The sequence below is a fragment of the Nocardia sp. NRRL WC-3656 genome (genome assembly GCF_000720265.1).
Lineage (GTDB): Bacteria > Actinomycetota > Actinomycetes > Mycobacteriales > Mycobacteriaceae > Nocardia > Nocardia nova.
Map to the genome: position 1 here is coordinate 46,531 of NZ_JOJF01000017.1, position 22,125 is coordinate 68,655.

The following is a 22,125-nucleotide window of genomic DNA, read 5'->3' on the forward strand; positions in this document are numbered from 1 at the left end:
ACGCTCAGAGGGCTCCGGACCGCTTCAGTTCCAGGTACTCGTCGGCCAGCGCCTCCGGGACTCGCTCCGGCGCCGCGGCCACCACGTCGATGCCCTGGCGCTGCAGGGTTTCTCGCACGATCGCGCGTTCGGTCAGCAGATGTTCGGCGGCCGCGGCGGCATAGACCTCGGCAGCGGTATCGCGACGGGTCGCGGTCGCCGCGATCTCCGGATCGGTGACCGACACCAGCAGCACCCGGTGTCGGCTGCTCAACACCGGGAGTACCGGCAGCAGGTTCTCTTCGACCATCGCCCCGTCCAGACTGGTGAACCAGACCACCAGGCTGCGGCGGCGGGTGTGGCGAACCGCGGTGCGGACCATGGCCGGGGTGTCGGCATCCAGCAGCGCGGGCACGACGCCCGAGAGGGCGTGCATCAGCTTGGGCTGCACCGCCTTTCCGCGTGCGCCCCGGACTTCGGCGCGAATCTCGCGATCGAAGGCCAGCAGGTCGACGGTATCCCCGGCCGCGGCCGCCAGTCCGCCCAGCAGCAGCGCGGCCTCGACGGCGGTGTCCAGCCGAGTCTGCTCACCGAGCCGGGCGGCGCTGATTCGGCCGGTATCCAGCAACATCAGCACGTGGCGGTTGCGTTCGGGACGCCAGGTGCGTACCAGCACATCGGTGGCGCGGGCCGTGGCTCGCCAGTCGATGGACCGCACATCGTCACCGGCCACATATTCGCGGAAGGAATCGAATTCCGAGCCCGGACCACGCAGAGTGGCGACCGATCGGCCGTCCAGATGCTGCAGCCGTTTCACCTTGGCGGCGAGGATCCGTTCGGTCCGAAACGGCGGCAGCGCACGCACCGTCGCGGGCACGGTGCGACGGAACTGCCGCCCCGCCAGGCCGAGCGGTCCGAACAACCGAACCGTGACCGGACCCGCGATCCGATCGCCGCGGCGAGCCGGGCGGACGGTGGTGGCCAGCCGGGTGGTGGTATTCGGCGGCAGCTGCAACCGGTGGGTCTCGGCCGGTGCCTGCGCACTGGGCGGCCAGTCGTCCCACAGCCGCGCCCGCACCGCGCGGGCGCCGCGGTTCAGCACGGTGAGCTCGACGGTGGCGGTGTGGCCGACGCGGACTGTGGTGAGCGGAACCCGCGACAACTCGAGATCATCGGCGCGACAAGCGATCACGTCGATCGCGACGAGGACGGCCAGCACACTCGTCAGTACGACGACGCCGGCCCAGGACGGTAGCGCGACACCGACCACCACCGCAGCCACCGCCGCGCAGACCGCGAGCCGACCCGTGACGATCATTGCGCTACACCGGAACCGGGACCGCGGCCAACAGCGAGGACATCACGCCTTCGCCGGTCACGCCGTCCAGTTCGGCCTCGGGACGCAACTGCAGACGATGCCGGAGAGCAGTCACCGCAACGGTTTTCACATCGTCGGGAGTGACGAAGGCGCGGCCGTTCAGCCACGCCAGGGCCCTTGCCGAGGCCAGCACCGCGGTCGCGCCGCGCGGGGAAGCGCCGTGCTGAACCGCGGGCGAGGTACGGGTGGCGCGGCACAGATCGACGATGTAGGCCAGCACCTCCGGGTTGACCGTCACCTGCGCGACGGCGGCCCGTGCCGCCGCGATATGCGCGGCTCCGGCGACGGGCCGCACGCCCGCTGCCCCCAGGTCGCGCGGGTCGAAGCCGGCGGCGTGGCGCTGCAGGATGCGGAATTCGTCGTCGCGGCCGGGCAACTGGATGTCCACCTTGAACAGGAACCGGTCCAGCTGCGCCTCCGGCAGTGGGTAGGTGCCCTCCTGTTCGATCGGATTCTGGGTCGCGATCACCACGAACGGATCGGGCAGCGGCTGCGGGACGCCGGCCACCGACACCTGCCGCTCCTCCATCGACTCCAGCAGTGCCGATTGGGTTTTCGGCGGCGTGCGGTTGATCTCGTCGGCGAGCAGCAGGTTGGTGAAGACCGGCCCGCGGCGGAAGGTGAATTCGGCCGAATGCGGATCGTAGATCTGGGAGCCGGTCACATCGCCGGGCATCAGATCCGGAGTGAACTGCACCCGAGTGTGGTCGAGTTCCAGCGCCGCGGCCAGGGCGCGCACCAGCAGCGTCTTCGCCACGCCCGGCACACCTTCCAACAGCACGTGGCCACGACACAGCAGGGCGAGCACGAGGTACAGCACGGCGTGGTCGTTGCCGACGACCGCCTTGCCGATCTCGGCACGTACCTCGCCCAGCGCCCGGAGCGCCTGGTCGGCCGTGGGGATGTGGTTGGTCTGCGCCGTGGTCATCCGGTCTCCGTCATCCTATTTCCGATTCGATCCAGTCCAGTTGTGCCGCCACGTATTCCAGCGCCGAGTCGTCGGCGACGGGGCCGTAGAAGGCCGTGGCGATGCGGCCGGGATCGACGCCGATCCGGGCGCCGATCACCGCGCTCACCTGCTCCGGCGCGGCATCGGCGCGCAGATTCACGCGGCCGCGGACGCGTCGCAGCGTGGCCGCGCGCAATTTCGCCGCGACATGGTCGCGATCCTTGGTCCTGCGGTAGAGCGCGGCCTGACCCGCCAGCAGTTCACCGGCCGCCACCTGCACCGGGCGCGGCTCGCCGACCACGGCACCCCGGCGGCGGGCGCGCCACCAGACCACGACGGCGGCGAAGATCAGCGCCTGCAACCCGCCGTAGGCCAGCCAGGGCGGTAAGCGCTGGAAGATCGAATCGCTGCCCGCGCCCACGTCGGGCGGGCGGATATCCGGGTGATCGGGCGGCGGTGGTGAGTGCGGCTGGGTAGGTTGCGGCGGGGCCGTCGGCGCGGTGGCCAGCCGGAACAGCAGATACCCGACCAGAGCGATGACGAGCGCGCCGAGCACGATGGCCCAGAAGCGCTTGTCGCGTACCAACTGTGGCAGCGGCGGCAAGCGGCGGCGGCCGGCGCGCTTGCGTTCGGACCGCTGCTGTTCGACCGGGTCGGGCGGAGGAGGCGGCGCCAGCGAATAGCGGTCGGCTGAGGTGAGGCGCTGATATCCGTCCGGGGTGGCAGTGCGGCCGCCGTAGACGATCTCGTCGAAACTGTATGCGGCGTAGTCCAATTCGGCCGAGGCGTCCGGAAGCGCGTGCCCCGCGGCCGAGGCGGTCTCCCGGGCCGTGCGCGAACGCCGGACCTCGAGTACGCCGCCCTGTTCGAGGCCGCGTACGACGGCGCGGAAGCGTTCGCGCAGTGCGGTATCGAAGTCGTGGTGTCCGGCGGCGGATTCGGCCGCGGCCCGGTGCTGGGCGGCCGCCCCGAGCGTCGGGGGTGGCGGCGCCGCGGGCCGATCCGCGCGTGCGTCGTCGGTCACCGTGCCGCCTGCCCGGTGGGTATCCGGATATCCAAACCCTCCCGGCCGCAACGCCTGTCGAGATACACCACCACGGCGGTCGCGGCGTCGACGGCCGCGGCGAATGCCGAAATCAGCAGCGCCGCACCGGACAGCAAGGTGACGACCGCCCAGCGATGGGTTCCGGAGATATCGGAGAGGAAGCCCAGAAGTCCCGCGACCGGCACCGCCAGCACCAGCAGCACGCCGCGTAGATAGAGCCACAGTCCGGCCAGCGGCATCGCCCGTCCGGTGGCGAGCAGTTTCGCTCGCCGGACCGCCGCCGCGTACGGCGTCGATTCGGCGAACAGGACCGGCACGATCGGCCATCGCGTACCGCGCACCCGGGCCAGCCAGATCACCGCCGGAATCAGCGTGATGATCAGCGGCGTACCGAGCAGGAGGATGCCGACGCCGATCGCTGTGGAGATCACCTGGTTCAGCAGCAGCCGACCGGACACCGCGAGCAGGCGCGCGGCGGCGGTGCGCGCGGTGATAGGCCGGTTGCGGACGACGGCCAGCCCGATCGGCACGGTGACGCCGACTATCCACAGCCGCAACACCCATGCACAGCAGGCTGTGGAAAGAATTGCCGCCCAGGCGGTTCCGGCGCTCGAATCGTCGGTCGCGAGCGACACCAGCGCGGTGACCCCGACGACGATCCCCAGGGCCGCGGCCAGACCCGCACCCGCCAACCCGGCGATCGGCCGGATTCGATGCTGCAATACCGCGAAGGGCAGGTCGGCCAACTCCCGCCACGTCAGCGGTCGCACCGGGATGCGTTCGGCGTCGTCTCCACCGCCGGAGTCGCGGTCGTCGGCACCGCGCGGCGGCGCCACGCGGTGGGCGGACGATCGCCCCTCCCGATCGGTCACGACTGGAAACACGGGCCGAGTCTATCCACGGACCCGGACGTATGACGGTTATCCGATCGGCCACCCGGCGGGTGACGCAACCGGGTGGATATGACCGGTTCGGCCGAAAACACGTGACCGCGACGCCTGGGGCGTCCGGTCGGGTTCGGTCAGTCGCGGCCGGAGCCGGGCGGCAGTTCGCGTGGGGCGCGGTAGCCGAGTTCGGTCGTCTCGCCGGCGGGCAGCTCGCCGTATCGGCCGGATTCCGGCAGATCGGGGTGCGCGGCGGGATTCCGCTGCGGGAGGGCCGCATAGCGCGCGTAGCGCGGGTCGTGCCGGTAGGCGGCGTAACGCGGGTCGTGCTGGTAGGCGTCGTACGGGTACGAAGCGGTGACCTGGGCGTAGGGCGCATCCGGCAGCGGGTGGCCCGGATGTCCGTAGCCCACCGCCGGATCGAGCGAATCCTCGGAGTTCACTGTCACCTTGCGGGTGCGTTTGAGGGTGAAGGTGATCTCCTCCGCCTCCTCGAAGACCTGACGGACGGTCCGCAACGGTGCGACCGCGGTGTCGATGGTCCGATCGAGCGCGGTGGTGACGAATCCGGGGACCAGTGGACGGATCCAGCGCGCGGCGGTATCGGTGAACGGCACCGTGCCGATCACCGGAAGTTCCAGCCCGCCACCTTTTTTCGCGTCCTCGCGCGGGGCGGGCACCGCGGCCGGCGAATGCGGCGCGAGGCCGGCCGAGGGCAGCTGTGCGGGCAGATTCCGTGCGGTCACGGTCGCCTCCTGTGTCGAGTCGGTTCGGGCCGGGGATTCGGCAGCGGGCAATGCGCCCGTGGTCGGGAAGGTCGCGGATGCGGTCTGCGCACCCGGCGGAAGGGCGGCCAGCGCCTCGAATTCGGCGACCGCCCGGCGCTGCGGTTCGGTGATGCCGATTTCCAGGTTGCCGATCGCCGCGATCACCCGTTTGCGCTGGCGCTCGCGGTCGATGGCGGTATCGGCGTGCAACGCCAGTTGTGCGGTGGCCACCCGGTGTTCGGCCCGCTGGACGGCGACCGCGGTATCGGCTTCCCGCTCGGCGCGGTCGGCTTCGGCGCGCGCGGCCACGGCGCGGTCGAACGACGATTCGCCCCGCCAGGACCGCAGCACCAGCGGCAGCAGGGCGAGGAGAACCCCGATCGCGATCGTGAGCAGGCGCAACAGCAGCGCACCCAGATGTCCGGTGGTGTAGTCGTTCATGGCCAGCCAGCGCGCGCCCAGACCACGATCTCCGGTGTGGAAGGCGGCGGTGCGGGCCTGCTCCAGGGCGCTCTGGCGGGTGGCGATCTCCGTGTCCACGGGCTGGACGCGCGCCTCGGCGGTGTTGAGCCGTCCGCGGGCATCGTCGAGCATCGCGTTGGCGGTCTGTGATTCCGGACCCCGGCCGGGCACCCCGGTGATCTTGGTCTGCGGGCACTGCGGCGTCGGGTGGTATTCACAGCGGGCGACGACGAGGGCCTGATCCATATCGGCCTGCGCCTGGGCGATGGTCTGTGTGAGTGCGCTGCGTTCGGCAGTGGCTCGGTCGAGTTCCGTGCGGGCGGTGACCACTGTCGCGGCGGAGTCGGCATCGCGGCGGGACCGATCGTCGAGCGTGCGGTCGACGGATCCGGCGAGAATCACCGTGCTCGCCAGCTCGGCCACCAGGACACCGGTGATCACGGCTACCGCGATCCGCCCGATCCGCTCCGCCCGGCCGCGACCGGCGGACAGTGGCGCGGTGGCCGAGGCTCGCGAGATCGCGCCGACCAGCAGTGTCGCCGGCAGCGCGACGATCGCCACGACCACGGCGGGCCAGTGCGCCGCCACACCGGCCGCCGCGACGACGATCCCGGACAGCACCGCGAACAGCAGCACCACCCCACCGGTCACGGCGTACGTCGATCCCTCGTGCCGGTCGCCGCGGCCGGCTTGGGCGCCACCGAGCCAGGTCAGCACCGCGGCGGGAGACCGCCTCGCTCGCGATTCGGTCGTGCGGGAGCCGGACCCCGAGGGTCCGGATGCCGAACTTTCGGTGGGGGACTGTTCGAAGACGTGGGGATCGGTCAACGGATTCACATCCTCTGGGTCCCAATCGTTGTCGCCACCGGGCGAAACGGTCGTTGCATCGTGGTCCGGGCGGTGGTGTGCCCCCGCGCGCGAGCGGGACGGGCCATCCGCCGAGCGCCGCGGTCGCGCGCAATCAGGTTCAGAGTGACAGGCCGAGCGAAGAACCACCGAGCGCGGCGGCATCGATGTGGTGAGCCTCACAGACGGCCGCGGAGCGAAACCCTACTCTCGGGTAGGGCGGCACCGATCGACACGATGGTGCGGCGGTGACAGGAGGGCGGAACGTGCGAGCGACCCGGGGAGTCGGTATTCATCGGATCGGGGGAGGACCATATGCGGGCGAAACCGACGATCCGGCGGTCGACACCGAGGCACTGTCGCGATTCGATCGTCACCACGCGCGCCGGCGTACCCGTCTCGTCGCGGCCGCCCTGCTCGTCACCTCGGCATTCGCGATCGTGGCGCCGATGACCACCGAGCGAGTACTTCCGCAGGCGCAGGCGGCTCCGGCGGAGGAGGACCGGTCGGCACTGAGTCCGCTGGTGGAGTTGGTGCTGCGCCGCCTGAACACCGCCGATGCCGTCGCCGCCGCGAAATGGACCGCCTCGCAGCGGACCGGGCAGGCTCCGGTGGTCGACGATCCGGCGCGCGAGGCGCAGGTCTACGACGCGATGGCCGCGGCCGGCGCCCGGTCGGGGCTGCCGCAGGACTGGGTGCGGCAGGTGTTCACCGGACAGATCGAGGCCAACAAGACCGTGCAGTACGGACTACTCACCCGGTGGCGCTTCGATCCGGCGGCCGCGCCCGCGCCGGATGCGTCGGATCTGGCCGCCGTGCGGCCGGTGATCGACGAGGTCAACGGCGAGATCCTGAATCAGCTCGCGGCTCACCGCACGGTGCTTACCGCACCGGATTGTGCGCAGCAGCTCGCGGCCGCGGTGGTCCCGGTGCTGACCTCGGGCCGGGTCGACGCGCTGCACGGTGCCGCCCTGGTCCGCGCGACCGTAACGCTTTGTCCCGCAACGGATGTGAAATAAACCACAGTCATTCTCGATCTTGGTTTGCCGAGAATGTGCTGAACTCCACATTTGCAAACGATGCCGTACGGTCCGCACATTGGCGTGGCTTGTCGCTCCGGTATCCGGAATGTCTCCTCCAGGTGTCCGGAGAGTTAGCCGCCTTACACCCCGGTTTGCCGCCGCCGCGTACGGGGAAATCTGTTTCGACGCAGGTGAGAGCGTTGCGCAGGACTGGGCTCCCAGCTCGTGACCGATGCCCAGGCGCTATCGACGGCAGTGGCGAACGCGACTCAGCGATCCGCGCTGCCTGCTTTACACTGGAGAACGCGCAGGTAGTGGAGGACCGATGTAGATGCCCAGGTAGACGGAGTATTTAGCACAACCTAAGTTGGTTGGGCTCCGGTCCTGACTTATCGTTTGCTCTAAGTGTCGGACGCGAAATGTCCGACTCGTCGCCCGGACTCGGCCACGAGCCGCAAGCATCAGCCTAGCGGGCGAGCACGGCGCGGTGGGTAAGGAACTCTTCAGAGTTCCGCTACCACCGAGCACCCGACTACGAAACCGAAGCGGGTGGACAACTGGAGAGTTTGACTGCACGGGATGACCATCAGCGCCGCTGGTCGCCGCAACGTCCGGACGCAGTCTAGGCGGAGGCGTTTCGACGAGGGCCATCGGAAGAGGGCATCGAAATCGAGGGCCTCTTCGTTGAAGGCGCCTATTTCTTGAAGGCAGAGGCATGACGCAACTTCCTGGCCACAGGTCACCTGGACCGATCGGGCTCTATGACCCGGCGAACGAGCACGACTCCTGCGGTGTCGCGTTCGTCGTCGACATGCATGGCCGTCGTAGCCGCGACATCGTCGACAAGGCTATTACGGCACTGCTGAACCTGGAGCACCGTGGTGCTGCGGGTGCGGAACCCAACTCCGGTGACGGTGCGGGCATCCTGATCCAGCTCCCGGACAAGTTCTTCCGGGCGGCGCTGGCCGAGAGCGGTGCCACGTTCGAGTTGCCGCCGGAAGGCTCCTACGCCACCGGTATCGCGTTCCTGCCGCAGGCCCGCCGCGAGGCCGCGCGCGCCTGCTACCTGGTCGAGAAGATCGTCAAGGAAGAGGGCCTGGCCGTTCTGGGCTGGCGCGAGGTCCCGATCGACGGGTCCTCCCTGGGTGCGTTGTCGCGCGACGCCATGCCGACGTTCCGGCAGCTGTTCATCGCCTCGCCGACCGATTCCGCCGAGCAGCTCAGTGGAATGGATCTGGAGCGGCGTGCCTACGTCGTGCGCAAGCGGGTCGAGCACGAGCTCGGCAAGCAGGGCGCCGGCGAGGGTGCGGTCGGCCGCGAGACCGTCTACTTCCCGAGCCTGTCCGGCCAGACCTTCGTCTACAAGGGCATGTTCACCACCCCGCAGCTGCGGGCGTTCTACCTGGATCTGCAGGACGATCGGGTGGAGTCGGCGCTGGGCATCGTGCACTCGCGCTTCTCGACCAACACCTTCCCGTCCTGGCCGCTGGCCCATCCGTTCCGCCGCGTGGCCCACAACGGTGAGATCAATACCGTCACCGGTAACGAGAACTGGATGCGCGCGCGTGAGGCGCTGCTGAACTCCGAGATCTTCGGCACCGACCACGAGGGCAACAACCGGCTGGAGAAGATCTTCCCGGTCTGCACCCCCGGCGCCTCGGACACCGCCCGCTTCGACGAGGTGCTCGAACTGCTGCACCTCGGTGGCCGCAGCCTGCCGCACGCCGTGCTGATGATGATCCCGGAGGCCTGGGAGCGGCACCAGTCGATGGATCCGGCGCAGCGCGCCTTCTACCGCTACCACTCGATGTTGATGGAGCCGTGGGACGGCCCGGCCTCGGTGTGCTTCACCGACGGCACCGTGGTCGGCGCGGTGCTGGACCGCAACGGTCTGCGGCCGTCGCGCATCTGGGTCACCGAGGACGGCCTGGTCGTCATGGCTTCGGAAGTCGGCGTGCTCGACATCGAGCCGTCGAAGGTGGTCCGCAAGGCCCGTCTGCAGCCCGGCCGCATGTTCCTGGTCGACACCTCGCAGGGCCGCATCATCAGCGACGACGAGATCAAGTCGCAGCTGGCCGCCGAGCAGCCGTATCAGCAGTGGCTCGACGAGGGCATCATCAAGCTCGCCGAGCTGCCCGACCGTCCGCACGAGCACATGTCGCACGACCGCGTGCTCATCCGCCAGCAGATCTTCGGATACTCCACCGAGGAACTGAGCCTGCTGATCTCGCCGATGGCCAAGACCGGTGGCGAGGCGCTGGGTTCGATGGGTACCGACACCCCGATCGCCGTGCTGTCCTCGCGTCCGCGCCTGCTGTTCGACTACTTCGCGCAGCTGTTCGCCCAGGTCACCAACCCGCCGCTGGACGCCATCCGCGAGGAGGTCGTCACCAGCCTGCGCAGCACCATCGGCCCCGAGGCCGACCTGCTGCATCCGGGGCCGGAGTCCTGTCGGCACATCACGCTGACCCAGCCGATTCTCGACAACGACGAGCTGGCCAAGCTCGTCCACATCAACGACGACGGTTCGCGGCCCGAGCTGCGTTCGGTGGTCGTGCGCGGCCTCTACCCGGTCAAGAAGGGTGGCAAGGGCCTGCGCAAGGCGCTCGATGCCATCAACGACCAGGTGTCGGCGGCCATCGACGGTGGCGCCCGGATCGTGGTGCTCTCCGATCGCGAATCCAACGAGAAGCTGGCGCCGATTCCGTCGCTGCTGCTCACCGCCTCGGTGCACCACCACCTGGTGCGCGAGCGCACCCGTACCAAGGTCGGCCTGGTGGTCGAAGCCGGTGACGCCCGCGAGGTGCACCACATGGCCATGCTGGTCGGCTTCGGCGCGGCCGCGATCAATCCCTACATGGCCTTCGAGTCGATCGAGGACATGCTCGAGCGCGGCGCGCTGGAGATGCCGGGCAGCACCGGCGACAAGGCGGCCGACTACGCCGCGGCGGTCAAGAACTACAACAAGGCGGCCGGTAAGGGCGTGCTGAAGGTGATGTCCAAGATGGGCATCTCCACCATCGCCTCCTACCGCGGCGCTCAGCTGTTCCAGGTCGTGGGTCTGTCGCAGGAGCTGTGCGATCAGTACTTCACCGGCCTGACCTCGCCGCTGGACGGCATCGGTCTCGACGACATCGCCGCCGAGGTCGCCGCCCGCCACCGGATCGCCTTCCTGGAGAACCGCACCGAGCGCGCGCACCGCGAACTCGAGATCGGCGGTGAGTACCAGTGGCGGCGTGAGGGTGAGTTCCACCTCTTCAACCCGGACACGGTGTTCAAGCTGCAGCACGCGACCCGCTCGGGTCAGTACTCGATCTTCAAGGAGTACACCAAGCTGGTCGACGACCAGTCCGAGCGCCTGGCCTCGCTGCGCGGCCTGTTCAAGTTCAAGACCGAGGGCCGGCACGCCATTCCGATCGAGGAAGTCGAGCCCGCGAGCGAGATCGTGAAGCGCTTCTCCACCGGCGCGATGAGCTACGGCTCGATCTCGGCGGAGGCACACGAAACCCTCGCCATCGCGATGAACCGCCTCGGCGGCCGTTCCAACTCGGGCGAGGGCGGCGAGTCGCCGGCCCGCTTCGAGCCGGAGGACAACGGCGACTGGCGGCGCAGCGCGATCAAGCAGGTGGCGTCGGGTCGCTTCGGTGTGACCGCGCACTACCTGACCAACTGCACGGACATCCAGATCAAGATGGCCCAGGGCGCCAAGCCCGGTGAGGGCGGTCAGCTGCCCGCGCACAAGGTGTACCCGTGGGTCGCCGAGGTGCGGCACTCGACGCCGGGTGTCGGCCTGATCTCGCCGCCGCCGCACCACGACATCTACTCGATCGAGGATCTGGCCCAGCTGATCCACGACCTGAAGAACGCGAATCCGCAGGCTCGGATTCACGTGAAACTTGTCGCGGAGCCGGGTGTCGGAACGGTCGCGGCCGGTGTGTCGAAGGCCCACGCCGACGTCGTGCTGATCTCCGGCCACGACGGTGGTACCGGCGCCTCGCCGCTGACCTCGCTGAAGCACGCGGGCGGCCCCTGGGAACTCGGCCTGGCCGAGACCCAGCAGACCCTGCTGCTCAACGGTCTGCGCGACCGCATCGTGGTGCAGGTCGACGGCCAGATGAAGACCGGCCGCGACGTGCTGATCGGCGCCTTGCTCGGCGCCGAGGAGTACGGCTTCGCGACCGCTCCGCTGGTGGTCTCCGGCTGCGTCATGATGCGCGTCTGCCACCTCGACACCTGCCCGGTCGGCGTCGCGACCCAGAATCCGGTGCTGCGCCAGCGCTTCACCGGTAAGCCCGAATTCGTCGAGAACTTCTTCATGTTCATCGCCGAAGAGGTGCGGGAGCTGCTGGCCTCGCTGGGTCTGCGCTCGCTCGACGAGGCCATCGGCCGGGTCGACCTGCTCGACACGACCAAGGCCAAGGAGCACTGGAAGGCGAGCAAGCTGGATCTGTCGCCGATCCTCGACGATGTCGAGACGGCGTTCATGTACCAGGACCGCCGCTGCACCAAGAGTCAGGACCACGGCCTGGACAAGGCACTCGACAACCAGCTCATCGCCCAGGCGGCGGATGCGCTCGAGCGCGGCAAGCCGGTCAAGTTCGAGACCAAGATCACGAACGTGAACCGCACGGTCGGCACCATGCTCGGCCACGAGGTGACCAAGCTCTACGGTGGCGCCGGCCTGCCCGACGACACCATCGACATCACCTTCACCGGTTCGGCGGGCAACAGCTTCGGCGCGTTCGTCCCGGCCGGTATCACCCTGCGGGTGTTCGGTGATGCCAACGACTATGTCGGCAAGGGCCTTTCGGGCGGGCACCTGGTGGTGCGGCCGTCGCTGAACGCCCCGGAGTCCTTCGTCGCCGAAGAGAACATCATCGCGGGCAACGTGATCCTGTTCGGCGCCACCAGCGGCGAGGCGTTCATCCGCGGTGTGGTCGGCGAGCGGTTCTGCGTGCGTAACTCGGGCGCCACCGCGGTGGTCGAGGGCGTGGGTGATCACGGCTGCGAGTACATGACCGGTGGCCGGGTCGTCATCCTCGGCGAGACCGGGCGCAACTTCGGTGCCGGTATGTCGGGCGGTATCGCCTACATCTACAACCCGAACGGCACGTTCGAAGCCAACCTCAACACCGAGCTGGTGGATATCGAACAGCTCGAGGGCGAGGACTTCACCTGGCTGCGCGACGTCGTCGCGAGCCATCGCGACGCGACGGGTTCGGCAGTGGCCGAACGCATCCTGAGCGATTGGTCGCAGCAGGTGAACCACTTCGTGAAGGTTATGCCTCGCGACTACAAGAAGGTATTGCTCGCTATCTCCGAGGCTGAGAAGGCCGGGCGGGATGTCGACGAGGCGATCATGGAGGCCGCACGTGGATAACGTGAGACGCGTGCAAGACGCACGGACGGCTGTGAGAGGCGAAAATACGGAGGCCGCACGTGGGTGATCCACAGGGATTTCTGAAGCACACCAGCCGGGAACTGCCCACTCGGCGTCCGGTACCGCTGCGCCTGATGGACTGGAAAGAGGTCTACGAGGAGAACTACTCCCACCAGACCCTGCAGACCCAGGCCAGCCGCTGCATGGACTGCGGTATCCCGTTCTGCCACAACGGCTGCCCGCTGGGGAACCTGATTCCCGAGTGGAACGACCTGGTCTACCGGGATCGCTGGCGCGAGGGCATCGACCGTCTGCACGCGACCAACAACTTCCCGGAATTCACCGGGCGGTTGTGCCCGGCGCCGTGTGAGGCGTCGTGTGTGCTCGGTATCAACCAGGATCCGGTCACCATCAAGCAGGTCGAGGTCGAACTCATCGAGAACGCCTTCGACGAGGGCTGGGTGCAGCCGGTCTATCCGACCCGCCTGACCGGTAAGAAGGTCGCGGTCGTGGGTTCGGGTCCGGCCGGTCTGGCCGCGGCCCAGCAGCTGACCCGCGCCGGCCACACCGTCACGGTGTTCGAGCGCGACGACCGCATCGGTGGCCTGCTGCGCTACGGCATTCCGGAATTCAAGATGGAGAAGCGCTTCATCGACCGCCGCCTGGCGCAGATGGAGGCCGAGGGCACCATCTTCAAGGCGGGCGTGAACGTCGGTGTCGACATCAACGCCGAGCAGCTGCGCGAGCAGTTCGACGCGGTGGTGCTCGCGGGTGGTTCCACCATCGCGCGGGACCTGCCGATTCCGGGTCGCGATCTGGACGGCATCCACCAGGCGATGGAATTCCTGCCGCTGGCCAACCGGGTTCAGCTGGGCGACCCGGTCGCCGACGAGGAGGGCCTGCCGCGGATCCACGCCAAGGGCAAGAAGGTCGTCATCATCGGTGGCGGTGACACCGGCGCCGACTGCCTGGGCACCTCGCACCGCCAGGGCGCGGCGAGCGTCCACCAGTTCGAGATCATGCCGAGGCCGCCGCAGGAGCGGGCCGAGTCGACCCCGTGGCCGACCTACCCGCTGATGTTCCGGGTCTCCTCGGCGCACGAAGAGGGTGGCGAGCGCGTCTTCTCGGTGAACACCGAGCGGTTCATCGGTGCGGACGGCAAGGTCACCGGCCTGCAGGCGCACGAGGTCCGTAACGTCAACGGCCGCTTCGAGAAGGTCGAGGGCACCGACTTCACCCTGGAGGCCGATCTGGTCCTGCTGGCGATGGGCTTCGTCGGCCCGCAGAAGCCGGGTCTGCTCGAGGATCTCGGCGTGGGCTACGACCAGCGGGGCAACGTCAAGCGCGGTAAGGACTTCCAGACCACCGTTCCCGGCGTCTTCGTCGCCGGCGATATGGGGCGTGGTCAGTCGCTGATCGTGTGGGCCATCGCCGAGGGCCGCGCCGCCGCCTCGGCGGTGGACAAGCACCTCGAGGGTGAGACCGCGCTGCCGGCGCCGATCGCTCCGACGGCGGTCGCCCAGCGCTGAGTCCCGGCCGGGACGGCGGGGCCGACTGTCGGTCGAACAATCGAAAATACGAGGCGTCCACGGGCTTTCGAGCCCGTGGACGCCTGTTTTTTCGCCCTGTACTGCGAAAACGTGTACCCGCGTCCCAAACATCGGAAATCGGACGGGATTTCGAGCTCGGATGGCAGTTCCACCGTGCCGCCGTTATCCTGAGCACCGGTATGTCGTAAATGCTCTTGGTCCGCGTCCGAACTCGTTCCCGAGGTCACGGACGCGGGCGGTTTTTGCTTCGCCGGGAATTTACCGCGCGGCAATGTGGCGGCGGCATCATCAGCGGCGAATACATATGGGGAGCCCCGGCGAGGGCTGGCTTGAACTGGAGCAGCATGCGGTTGAAGAAGGTTGTCGCGGCCGCCGGGGCGGCAGTCGCGGTACTGGCTGGTATGGCAGTGTCGGGCACCGCGGTCGGAAGCGGTTCCGCGAGCGCGGATCCCGGTTGCCCGAGCCTGTATGTCGTCGCGATTCCGGGCACCTGGGAGACCGGTGATCACAAGCCCGACCATATGGTCGGCCCCGGCATGCTGTCGGGTGTGACGCGCGGCCTGCCGAGTTCGACGGACGTCGACTACGTCAGCTACGCCGCGACCGCCTTCCCGTGGGAGGGCGATGTCTACGGCGCCTCCAAGAAGGAAGCGACCGACAACGCGCGCGGCCTCATCCAGGCGATGGCGGCCCGCTGCGCCGGTACGCACTACGCGATCGTCGGTTACAGCCAGGGTGCGGATGCCGCGGGCGATCTGGCCGCCGAGATCGGCACCGGCCTGGGCGCCGTTCCGCCGGACCGCGTTTCGGGTGTCGGCCTGATCTCCGATCCGCGTCGTTCGCCCACCGACGTCCAGGTCGGCCCGGTGGTCGGCGGCGCCGGCGCCGGTGGTCCGCGCGTGGGTGGATTCGGCTTCCTCAGCGACCGGGTGCGCACCATTTGCGCGGCCGGTGACCTGTACTGCTCCACCGAGGACACCGACTACGTCACCCGCTTCGCCGGCTTCCTGGCGCAGGCCTCCGGCGCGAGCGCGGCGAACCTGTGGCGCTACCAGCTCGAGGCGGGGTCGCTCATCGGCGACCTGATGGCGCACGGTGGTGTCGCGGCCCTGCAGTCGCAGCTCACCGACGACGCCAACCAGCAGCGGGTGGAACAGCTCGAGCACTTCTACCAGTCCGGCACGCACACCTCCTACGGCAGCTATTCGGTGGGCGGCGGCCAGACCGCGATCTCCTGGATGCACAACTGGATCGCCGGAATGGCATGAGCCGGTAAGGCGCCCGTGAAGGCCACCCCGCGTCGAGCGGGGTGGCCTTCACCGTTTTTTCGGGGATCAGCCGGCGGAACCGGTCGGCGGGAGCTGGGGCAGCTGCGGGCCGGGAGCCGGCTGGTTCTCCGGTCCGCGGTCCCGATCGCCGTGGTTGTCGCCGCGGTTGTCGCGATCGGGGCCGCGGTGGTCGCCGTCGTGGTCGCGGTCGCCGGGGTGGTTGTCGCGGTCGATGGCGACCGCGCTGGGGGTGTTGGCCGGGGCGTCGGCGAAGGCCGGCACGGCGAGCGCGGACAGGGGAACGACGACGAGCGCACCGGCGACGGCGACGCGGGTCACGAGGCGGCGGGTGCGGTTCTTCGGCTTCGCGGTGGTCTGCAAGGTTTCGGCCTTTCGTCTGCGAAATACGGAGCCGTGCTGGGGATTCGGACCGGGCGGCCCGGCGGCTCACGAGTACATCGAAACGCCGCCGGCTGGGACGGCGATGTCCGCGAACTGTGAATGAACTTTGAAGCGACCGGCCACGGTGCCGCGATCCCGGTCACGACCACCGAATCCGTGTTCCACACAGCGGACGAGGGCCGCTCCCGGAAAGGGAACGGCCCTCGTATGTTCCTCGGCTGTGCGGTTCGGTCAGCCGAACGAGCCGGTGGGCGGGGGTCCGGGCAGGAAGCCGCCGGGACCGGACTGCCACGGGCCGTTATCGTGATCGCGATCGCGATCGTGATGATGACGCCACCCGTCGTGGTCGTGCCAGTCGATCTGCGTGGCGGAAGGGGTATCGGCGAAAGCGGGTACCGCGACCGCGGCGACGGGGGCGGCCGCGATCGCGCCGGCGACGGCGATGCGGGCGATCAGCCGGCGGCGCGAAGAACTCGTGGAGGAGAGCAACGGACTACCTTTCTCGGAACACGGGCCGCCGGGCGGGGCCCGTGGTTATCCATGGAACGACTCGTTGCTGTGTCCGGCAGGCTTCAGGGCTGGCAATCGGCTGTGAATTTCCGCCGCCCGCACAGCTTTCGGATTCTCCCGCCCCTACGCTCTGCTCAGATCGCGTCGCTCGCCGTAGCGGGACGATTCCGCGGCAGCAGATCCCACACGTGGCTGTTCTCGTTGATCGTCGCGGCGGTGCGATTACCGCTACGGGAGAACAGGATCCGGGTGATCGAGCAGTAGTCGATCGGAAAGGTCAGGGGGCGTTCGAGTCCGAGAATGTCCTGGAGCAGCACGTTCACCACTCCGCCGTGGGCGAAGGCGACAACCGTATCGGCCGGTTCGGCGGCCGCGACGAGTTCCGACACCGTGCCCAGCACCCGCGCCACGAACGCGGGCCCGTCGATCTGTTCGGGCAGATGTCCGGCCTTGATCCGGTCGTAGGTGGCGCGGAAATCGCGCTTGGCATCTTCGATCGGGATATACGCGGGTAGGTCGCGGTCGTATTCGGCCAGCCCGTCGAGCACTTCGACCGGCAGTCCCAACTTCTCGGCCGTCGGCGCGGCGGTATCGCGGGCCCGCCGCTGCGGACTGCTCACCACCCGCGCGATGCGGTGCTCGCCCCCGGCGAACCGGGCGATCACGGCCGGTACCCGCCGAGCCTGCTCGACACCGAGTTCGGTGAGTTCGGGATCGGCGGGACCGGAGGTGGTCAGCACCCGGCCGGGCTGGGCGTGACGCACGAGAACAAGCTGCACGGATCTACTGTGCCGGACGCGGGTTCCGGGTTCGCGAACGGGTGCGCGCGCCCCGGCGCCGGCGGCGCGGTCAGCGTCCCTCGCCCTGTCCTGTGCGCGGCTTGACCAGCGGGAACGGCAGGGTTTCGCGGATACTGCGGCCGGTGATCAGCATGACCACACGATCCACCCCCACACCCAGACCGCCGGTCGGCGGCATCGCGAATTCCAGTGCCTCGAGGAAGTCCTCGTCCAGTTCCATGGCCTCCGGATCGCCGCCCGCGGCCAGCAGCGACTGTTCGGTCAGGCGGCGGCGCTGTTCGATCGGATTGGTCAATTCGCTGTAGGCGGTACCCAGTTCGACACCCCAGGCCACCAGATCCCAGCGTTCGGCCACACCGTCGATGCGGCGATGCGCGCGCGTCAGCGGTGACACGGAGGTCGGGAAGTCGATGTAGAAGGTCGGCTCCTGGGTGCGTTCCTCGACGAGGTGCTCGTACATCTCGAGCACGATCTGCCCGGCGTCCCAGCCCGGCTGATACGGCACCTCGACCTTGTCGCACAGCAACCGCAGCCGATCCACCGGGGTGTCGGGAGTGACGGTCTCGCCGACGGCCTCGGAGATGGCGCCGTGCACGGTGCGCACCGGCCAGTCGCCGGAGATGTCGACCTCGGTCAGCGTCCCGTCCGCACCCGGCCGCAGGGCCACACAGGCGCCGTTGGCCGCGATCGCCGCATTCTGGATCAGCTGGCGGCACGCATGCATCATGCGCTCGTAATCACTGTGCGCCTCATAGGCTTCCAGGATCGTGAATTCCGGATTGTGGCTGTAGTCCACGCCCTCGTTGCGGAACACCCGGCCCAGTTCGAAGACCTTCTCCATCCCGCCCACACACAGCCGCTTGAGGTACAGCTCCGGTGCGATGCGCAGGTACAGGTCCAGATCGTAGGCGTTGATGTGGGTGCGGAAGGGTGCGGCGTTGGCGCCGCCGTGCACCTGCTGCAGCACCGGCGTCTCGACCTCGAGGAAACCCCAGCCGGTCAGCGTATCCCGCAGCGACCGCACCACGGCGCTGCGTTTGGCGAGTACCTCGCGCGCCTCCACGTTGATCGTCATATCGACGTAGCGCTGCCGCACCCGCGCCTCGGGGTCGGCGAGTCCGCGCCACTTGTCCGGCAGCGGATGCAGGCATTTGCCGATCATCCGCCAGTCCTGGGCGAGCAGCGACAGCTCGCCCCGGCGGCTCGCGCCGATCTGGCCGCTCACCTCGATCAGATCGCCCAGATCGAAGTATTCGCCGAACGAACTCGAGCGGCGCGCGCCGACCCGGCCCCGGTCGATGAGGATCTGGATATCGCCGGACCAGTCGCGCAGCGTCGCGAAGGTGACGCCGCCGTGGTCGCGGATCCGCAACAGCCGCCCGCATACTCGCACCGTGGTGCCCTTGGGGGAGCGGCGGGCATCGGCGATCGAATGGGTCGGGGCGTAGGCCACCGGATAGGCGTCGATATCGGCCGATTCGAGCCGGCGCACCTTGTCCATCCGCACCCGCACCTGTTCGGGGCGGCGGGCGGCGGCCTGTTCGAGGGCCGAGGGCGGCGCCTCGGGCGGGCTGCCGTCGGCGTGCAGCCCGGTGATCGTGGCCGGCACCGCGGAATGCAGACCGGTGTGGGCCGAGGCATCCGGCTGCTTGCCGAAGCGCGGCAGGAAGCCCTCGGCCAGCGCGCTGGCGAGCGCGACCCGCGGCAGTTGGCGGCGTTCCTCGAAGATGAAGAACCGTGGCACCCACTGCGGCTGATATTTCACATTCGACCGGTACAGCGCCTCGAGTTGCCACCAGCGGCTGAAGAACATCAGCACACTGCGCCACAGCCGCAGCACCGGGCCGGCGCCGATCCGGCTGCCCTCCTCGAAGACCGAGCGGAATACCGCGAAGTTCAGCGAGACCCGGGTGATCCCGTACTGTTCCGAGGTCAGCGCCAGCTGGGAGATCATGAATTCCATGATTCCGTTGGGGCCCTTGGGGTCTCGTCGCATCACGTCGAGCGAGACACCGCTGCGGCCCCAGGGCACCAGCGACAGCATGCCCCACACCCGGCCGTCGCGATCGAGCGCCTCCACCAGCAGGCTGTCGCCGTCGAGCCGGTCGCCGAGCCGGCCCAGCGCCATGGAGAAGCCGCGTTCGGTCTCGGTATCGCGCCAGGAATCGGCGCGGGCGATCATCTGCGCCATCTCGTCCGGCGAGAGTTCGCTGTGGCGGCGGACCCGGACGGTGAAGCCCTGTTTGTGCAGGCGGTTGGCGGCCTGGCGCACCTGCTTCATCTCGGGCCCGGCCAGCGAGAACGAACGGGTGTCGAGAATCGCCTCGTCGCCCAGGCGCAGCGCGGACAGGCCGGCCCGGCGGTAGGCGGTGGCGCCGAGTTCCCCGGCGCCCATCACCGCCGGGGCCCAGCCGTATTCGTCGGCCAGTCGCAGCCAGGCATCGATGGCCTGCGGCCACGCCTCCCGCACACCGATCGGGTCACCGGAGGCCAGGCATACGCCGAGTTCGACGCGGAAGGTGATCGCCGCCTTACCGCTGGGCGCGAACACCACGGCCTTGTCGCGGCGAGTCGCGAAGTAGCCCAGCGAATCCTCGACATCGGAGCGGGCGAGCAGGCCACGCACCGCGGATTCGTCCAGCCCGGTCATCGCGTTGGAGGCGCGTTGCGACCGGAACAGCACCAGCGCGGCGGCCAGCAGTGCGATGGCACCGAACAGGCCGAGCAGCAGATTCACCACATGCGGCGGGTGGCCGTCGAAGTTGTTGTCGGCCACCAGAATTGTCGCGGTGACCCGCGAGATCGCCCACAGCGGGCGCTGCGCACCGCGCGGCAGGCTGCCGGGGAACAGTTCCACCAGCCCCCACCCGAGCAGGCTGCTGATCACCAGCCCGCTGACCAGGACGCCGAGCGCCTTCCACACCGCGCCCCGCCGCACTCGGGTGTAGAACTCCGGCCATGCCGCGATCATCAGGCCGATCACCGCGAGGTGGACGAACAGCGCGGCCAGCGCGTGCGGATCCTGTTCCTCGGCGAAATCCAGTCCGTTGGCGAGCGCGAACAGCGCCATGTACCCGACCAGCAGCCACCAGGCGATGCGTTTACGGGAGGCCGTCGCGCCGGCGAGCAGACCGACGATCACCGCCCACATCAGGTTCGTGTCGGGCGCGTCGAAATAGTAGGCGTCGAGGTAGTGCCGCGGGACCGAGGTGATGTAGCGCAGGCCGGGCGAAATACTCCACAGCGCACACAGAGCCGAGAACACGCCGAGCACCAGGCCGGCCAGATGGGGGACTTCGCTCAGCCGACCGTGGGCGCGATGCGGAACCGGTGACGAAGGTGATTTGCGGTCGCGCGAGTGGAGCTGGTCTTGCGTGGAAGTCACCGCACCAGTGTGCGGGCTGGGGCCGCTCGAGGGGAGAAGGCCACCGGGCGAGTCCTGCTCGTGCACGGTCATATTCGATCCTTTCGCCGGACCCCGGTGCCGACCGGGACGGGGGCGGCGTGCGGCCCGCCGAGCGTGGCGGTAAAGATGTAACCCATGTCGGATCCAGTCGATGTGCCGATCGAAGACGAAGTCATTCGACTCGGGCAATTCCTGAAGCTGGCCAATCTCATCGACAGCGGGTCGGAGGCCAAGACCGTGATCGCCGCCGGACTCGTGCGCGTCAACGACGAGGTGGAATTACGGCGGGGCCGCCAGCTCCATGCCGGAGACGTGGTCGCACTCGCCGGCCACCGTGTGCGGGTGGCAGGCGGATAGTTCGGCAGGCCCGGGGCCGGCCGGCCCGGCGGCGATCGGCGACTCATTCCGCGCGGACGACGACCCCGTCGTGATCGCTGTAGAGCATCTCGCCCGGAACGAAGGTGACGCCGCCGAATTCGACCGGCACGTCGCGTTCGCCGGATCCGGTCTGCGTGCTCTTGCGCGGGTTGGTGCCGAGCGCCTTGATGCCGATGGGCAGGGTGCGCAGAATCGCCGAATCGCGGACGCCGCCGTTGATCACGACGCCGGACCAGCCGTTGTCGACTCCACGGCCGGCGATCACGTCACCGACGAGGGCGGTGTGAATGCTCGCGCCGCCGTCCACGACCAGCACACGTCCGTCACCGGGTTCGCTGAGAGTCTGCTTGACCAACAGATTGTCCTGGAAGCAGCGAATGGTGACGATGCGCCCGCTGAACACCGGATTGCCGCCGAACTGCGTGAATTGCGTATCGCAGCTGCGAATCTCGGGGCCGATCTCGTCGGCGAGGTCGGCGGTTGCCACTAGGTTTGCTGAATCGGTCACGAAATAAGCTTGCCATGCGGGCGACGATCGGATCCTGAGACCTTCGCCGCGTGACGCGGGCCCGCCCGGTTCAGCTGTCGAGGGTGCGCTGATACTCCTCGATCTTGGTCGTCAGATTGTGGGTGGTGTGTTTGACCGACAGTTTGACGAACGGCTCGATGGTCTTGCCCAGCACCTTGCCCGCGAGTCCGCCCGGCACCCGGTATTCGACGATGGCGTCCACCGTGCAGTCGCGGTCGCCGCGGGGATGGAACAGGAAGGTCGATTCGATCTCGAATCCGGTCACGGCCTTCACCGAGATCGCGACGTTCTTCTCCCAGCGCACGATCTGCAACCGCGAGGTCAGCGAGGCGGGGCCCAGTTTGATCTCGGTGTCGAACGTCGCGCCCAGCCCGGCCACCTGATCGGTGATCGGGCGGAAGGAATGGACCTCGGTGACGAATTCCGGCAGATGGCGATGGTCGTTGACGTAGTCGAACGCGGTCTCGGCCGGTGCGGCGCAATCGGCCACGATCTTCACTGCGGTCATGCAGTAACGGTAACGTGTTCCAGTCCGGCCCGGACCGGATGTAATTGCTATCACTCCAGTTC

Annotated in this window: 16 protein-coding genes; 5 read left to right on the top strand and 11 right to left on the bottom strand. The window is 68.7% G+C overall.

Features of this window, described 5'->3' with window-relative positions:
* Positions 1-4 precede the first annotated feature (4 nt).
* The 5 genes from IG65_RS0121390 to IG65_RS0121410 all read right to left on the bottom strand — a co-directional run bounded on the left by IG65_RS0121390 (position 5) and on the right by IG65_RS0121410 (position 6,292).
* Positions 5-1,297, bottom strand: a complete 1,293-nt coding sequence (locus IG65_RS0121390; RefSeq protein WP_030516719.1) for a DUF58 domain-containing protein — start codon at positions 1,295-1,297, stop codon at positions 5-7.
* A gap of 4 nt (positions 1,298-1,301) precedes the next feature.
* Complete coding sequence (locus IG65_RS0121395; RefSeq protein WP_030516720.1) at positions 1,302-2,285, bottom strand: MoxR family ATPase; 984 nt, start codon at positions 2,283-2,285, stop codon at positions 1,302-1,304.
* A gap of 10 nt (positions 2,286-2,295) precedes the next feature.
* Positions 2,296-3,330 (bottom strand): DUF4129 domain-containing protein, encoded by a 1,035-nt coding sequence (locus tag IG65_RS0121400; protein ID WP_030516721.1) that lies wholly within the window; start codon positions 3,328-3,330, stop codon positions 2,296-2,298.
* Positions 3,327-4,235 carry a hypothetical protein gene (locus tag IG65_RS0121405; RefSeq protein WP_231509334.1) on the bottom strand — a complete coding sequence of 303 codons (909 nt, stop codon included), beginning with the start codon at positions 4,233-4,235 and terminating at the stop codon, positions 3,327-3,329. The genes IG65_RS0121400 and IG65_RS0121405 overlap by 4 nt, the downstream gene beginning before the upstream one ends.
* A gap of 137 nt (positions 4,236-4,372) precedes the next feature.
* A complete protein-coding gene (locus tag IG65_RS0121410; RefSeq protein ID WP_231509336.1) occupies positions 4,373-6,292 on the bottom strand; it encodes a DUF4407 domain-containing protein in 1,920 nt (639 codons plus the stop codon).
* Positions 6,293-6,576: 284 nt separating this feature from the next.
* Here IG65_RS0121410 and aroQ point away from each other — a divergent pair, with 284 nt between their 5' ends.
* The 4 genes from aroQ (at position 6,577) to IG65_RS0121430 (ending at position 15,530) form a co-directional block, all read left to right on the top strand.
* Entirely contained in the window at positions 6,577-7,329 is a 753-nt protein-coding gene (aroQ, locus tag IG65_RS0121415) for a gamma subclass chorismate mutase AroQ (RefSeq protein ID WP_051756596.1), read from the top strand.
* Between the two features lie 718 nt (positions 7,330-8,047).
* Positions 8,048-12,712, top strand: coding sequence for a glutamate synthase large subunit (gltB, locus tag IG65_RS0121420; RefSeq protein WP_030516725.1), 4,665 nt, complete (start codon positions 8,048-8,050; stop codon positions 12,710-12,712).
* A 59-nt stretch (positions 12,713-12,771) separates the two neighbouring features.
* Complete coding sequence (locus tag IG65_RS0121425) at positions 12,772-14,241, top strand: glutamate synthase subunit beta (protein ID WP_030516726.1); 1,470 nt, start codon at positions 12,772-12,774, stop codon at positions 14,239-14,241.
* 365 nt (positions 14,242-14,606) lie between these two features.
* A complete protein-coding gene (locus IG65_RS0121430) occupies positions 14,607-15,530 on the top strand; it encodes a cutinase family protein (RefSeq protein WP_030516727.1) in 924 nt (307 codons plus the stop codon).
* A gap of 66 nt (positions 15,531-15,596) precedes the next feature.
* Here the strand turns inward: IG65_RS0121430 and IG65_RS0121435 are convergent, their stop codons facing one another.
* The 4 genes from IG65_RS0121435 to lysX form a co-directional block, all read right to left on the bottom strand.
* Entirely contained in the window at positions 15,597-15,911 is a 315-nt protein-coding gene (locus IG65_RS0121435; protein ID WP_030516728.1) for a hypothetical protein, read from the bottom strand.
* Positions 15,912-16,163: 252 nt separating this feature from the next.
* Complete coding sequence (locus IG65_RS0121445; RefSeq protein ID WP_030516729.1) at positions 16,164-16,421, bottom strand: hypothetical protein; 258 nt, start codon at positions 16,419-16,421, stop codon at positions 16,164-16,166.
* Between the two features lie 155 nt (positions 16,422-16,576).
* A complete protein-coding gene (locus IG65_RS0121450) occupies positions 16,577-17,221 on the bottom strand; it encodes a histidine phosphatase family protein (protein ID WP_030516730.1) in 645 nt (214 codons plus the stop codon).
* Between the two features lie 70 nt (positions 17,222-17,291).
* Positions 17,292-20,627, bottom strand: a complete 3,336-nt coding sequence (lysX, locus tag IG65_RS0121455) for a bifunctional lysylphosphatidylglycerol synthetase/lysine--tRNA ligase LysX (RefSeq protein WP_030516731.1) — start codon at positions 20,625-20,627, stop codon at positions 17,292-17,294.
* Positions 20,628-20,783: 156 nt separating this feature from the next.
* Between lysX and IG65_RS0121460 the strand changes: the two genes are divergently transcribed.
* Complete coding sequence (locus tag IG65_RS0121460; RefSeq protein ID WP_030516732.1) at positions 20,784-21,005, top strand: RNA-binding S4 domain-containing protein; 222 nt, start codon at positions 20,784-20,786, stop codon at positions 21,003-21,005.
* Positions 21,006-21,048: 43 nt separating this feature from the next.
* On the opposite strand, the gene rraA is transcribed toward IG65_RS0121460, so the two are convergent.
* Both rraA and IG65_RS0121470 read right to left on the bottom strand, forming a co-directional pair.
* Positions 21,049-21,534, bottom strand: a complete 486-nt coding sequence (rraA, locus tag IG65_RS0121465; RefSeq protein WP_030516733.1) for a ribonuclease E activity regulator RraA — start codon at positions 21,532-21,534, stop codon at positions 21,049-21,051.
* Between the two features lie 70 nt (positions 21,535-21,604).
* Complete coding sequence (locus IG65_RS0121470; RefSeq protein ID WP_030516734.1) at positions 21,605-22,063, bottom strand: SRPBCC family protein; 459 nt, start codon at positions 22,061-22,063, stop codon at positions 21,605-21,607.
* Positions 22,064-22,125 lie beyond the last annotated feature (62 nt).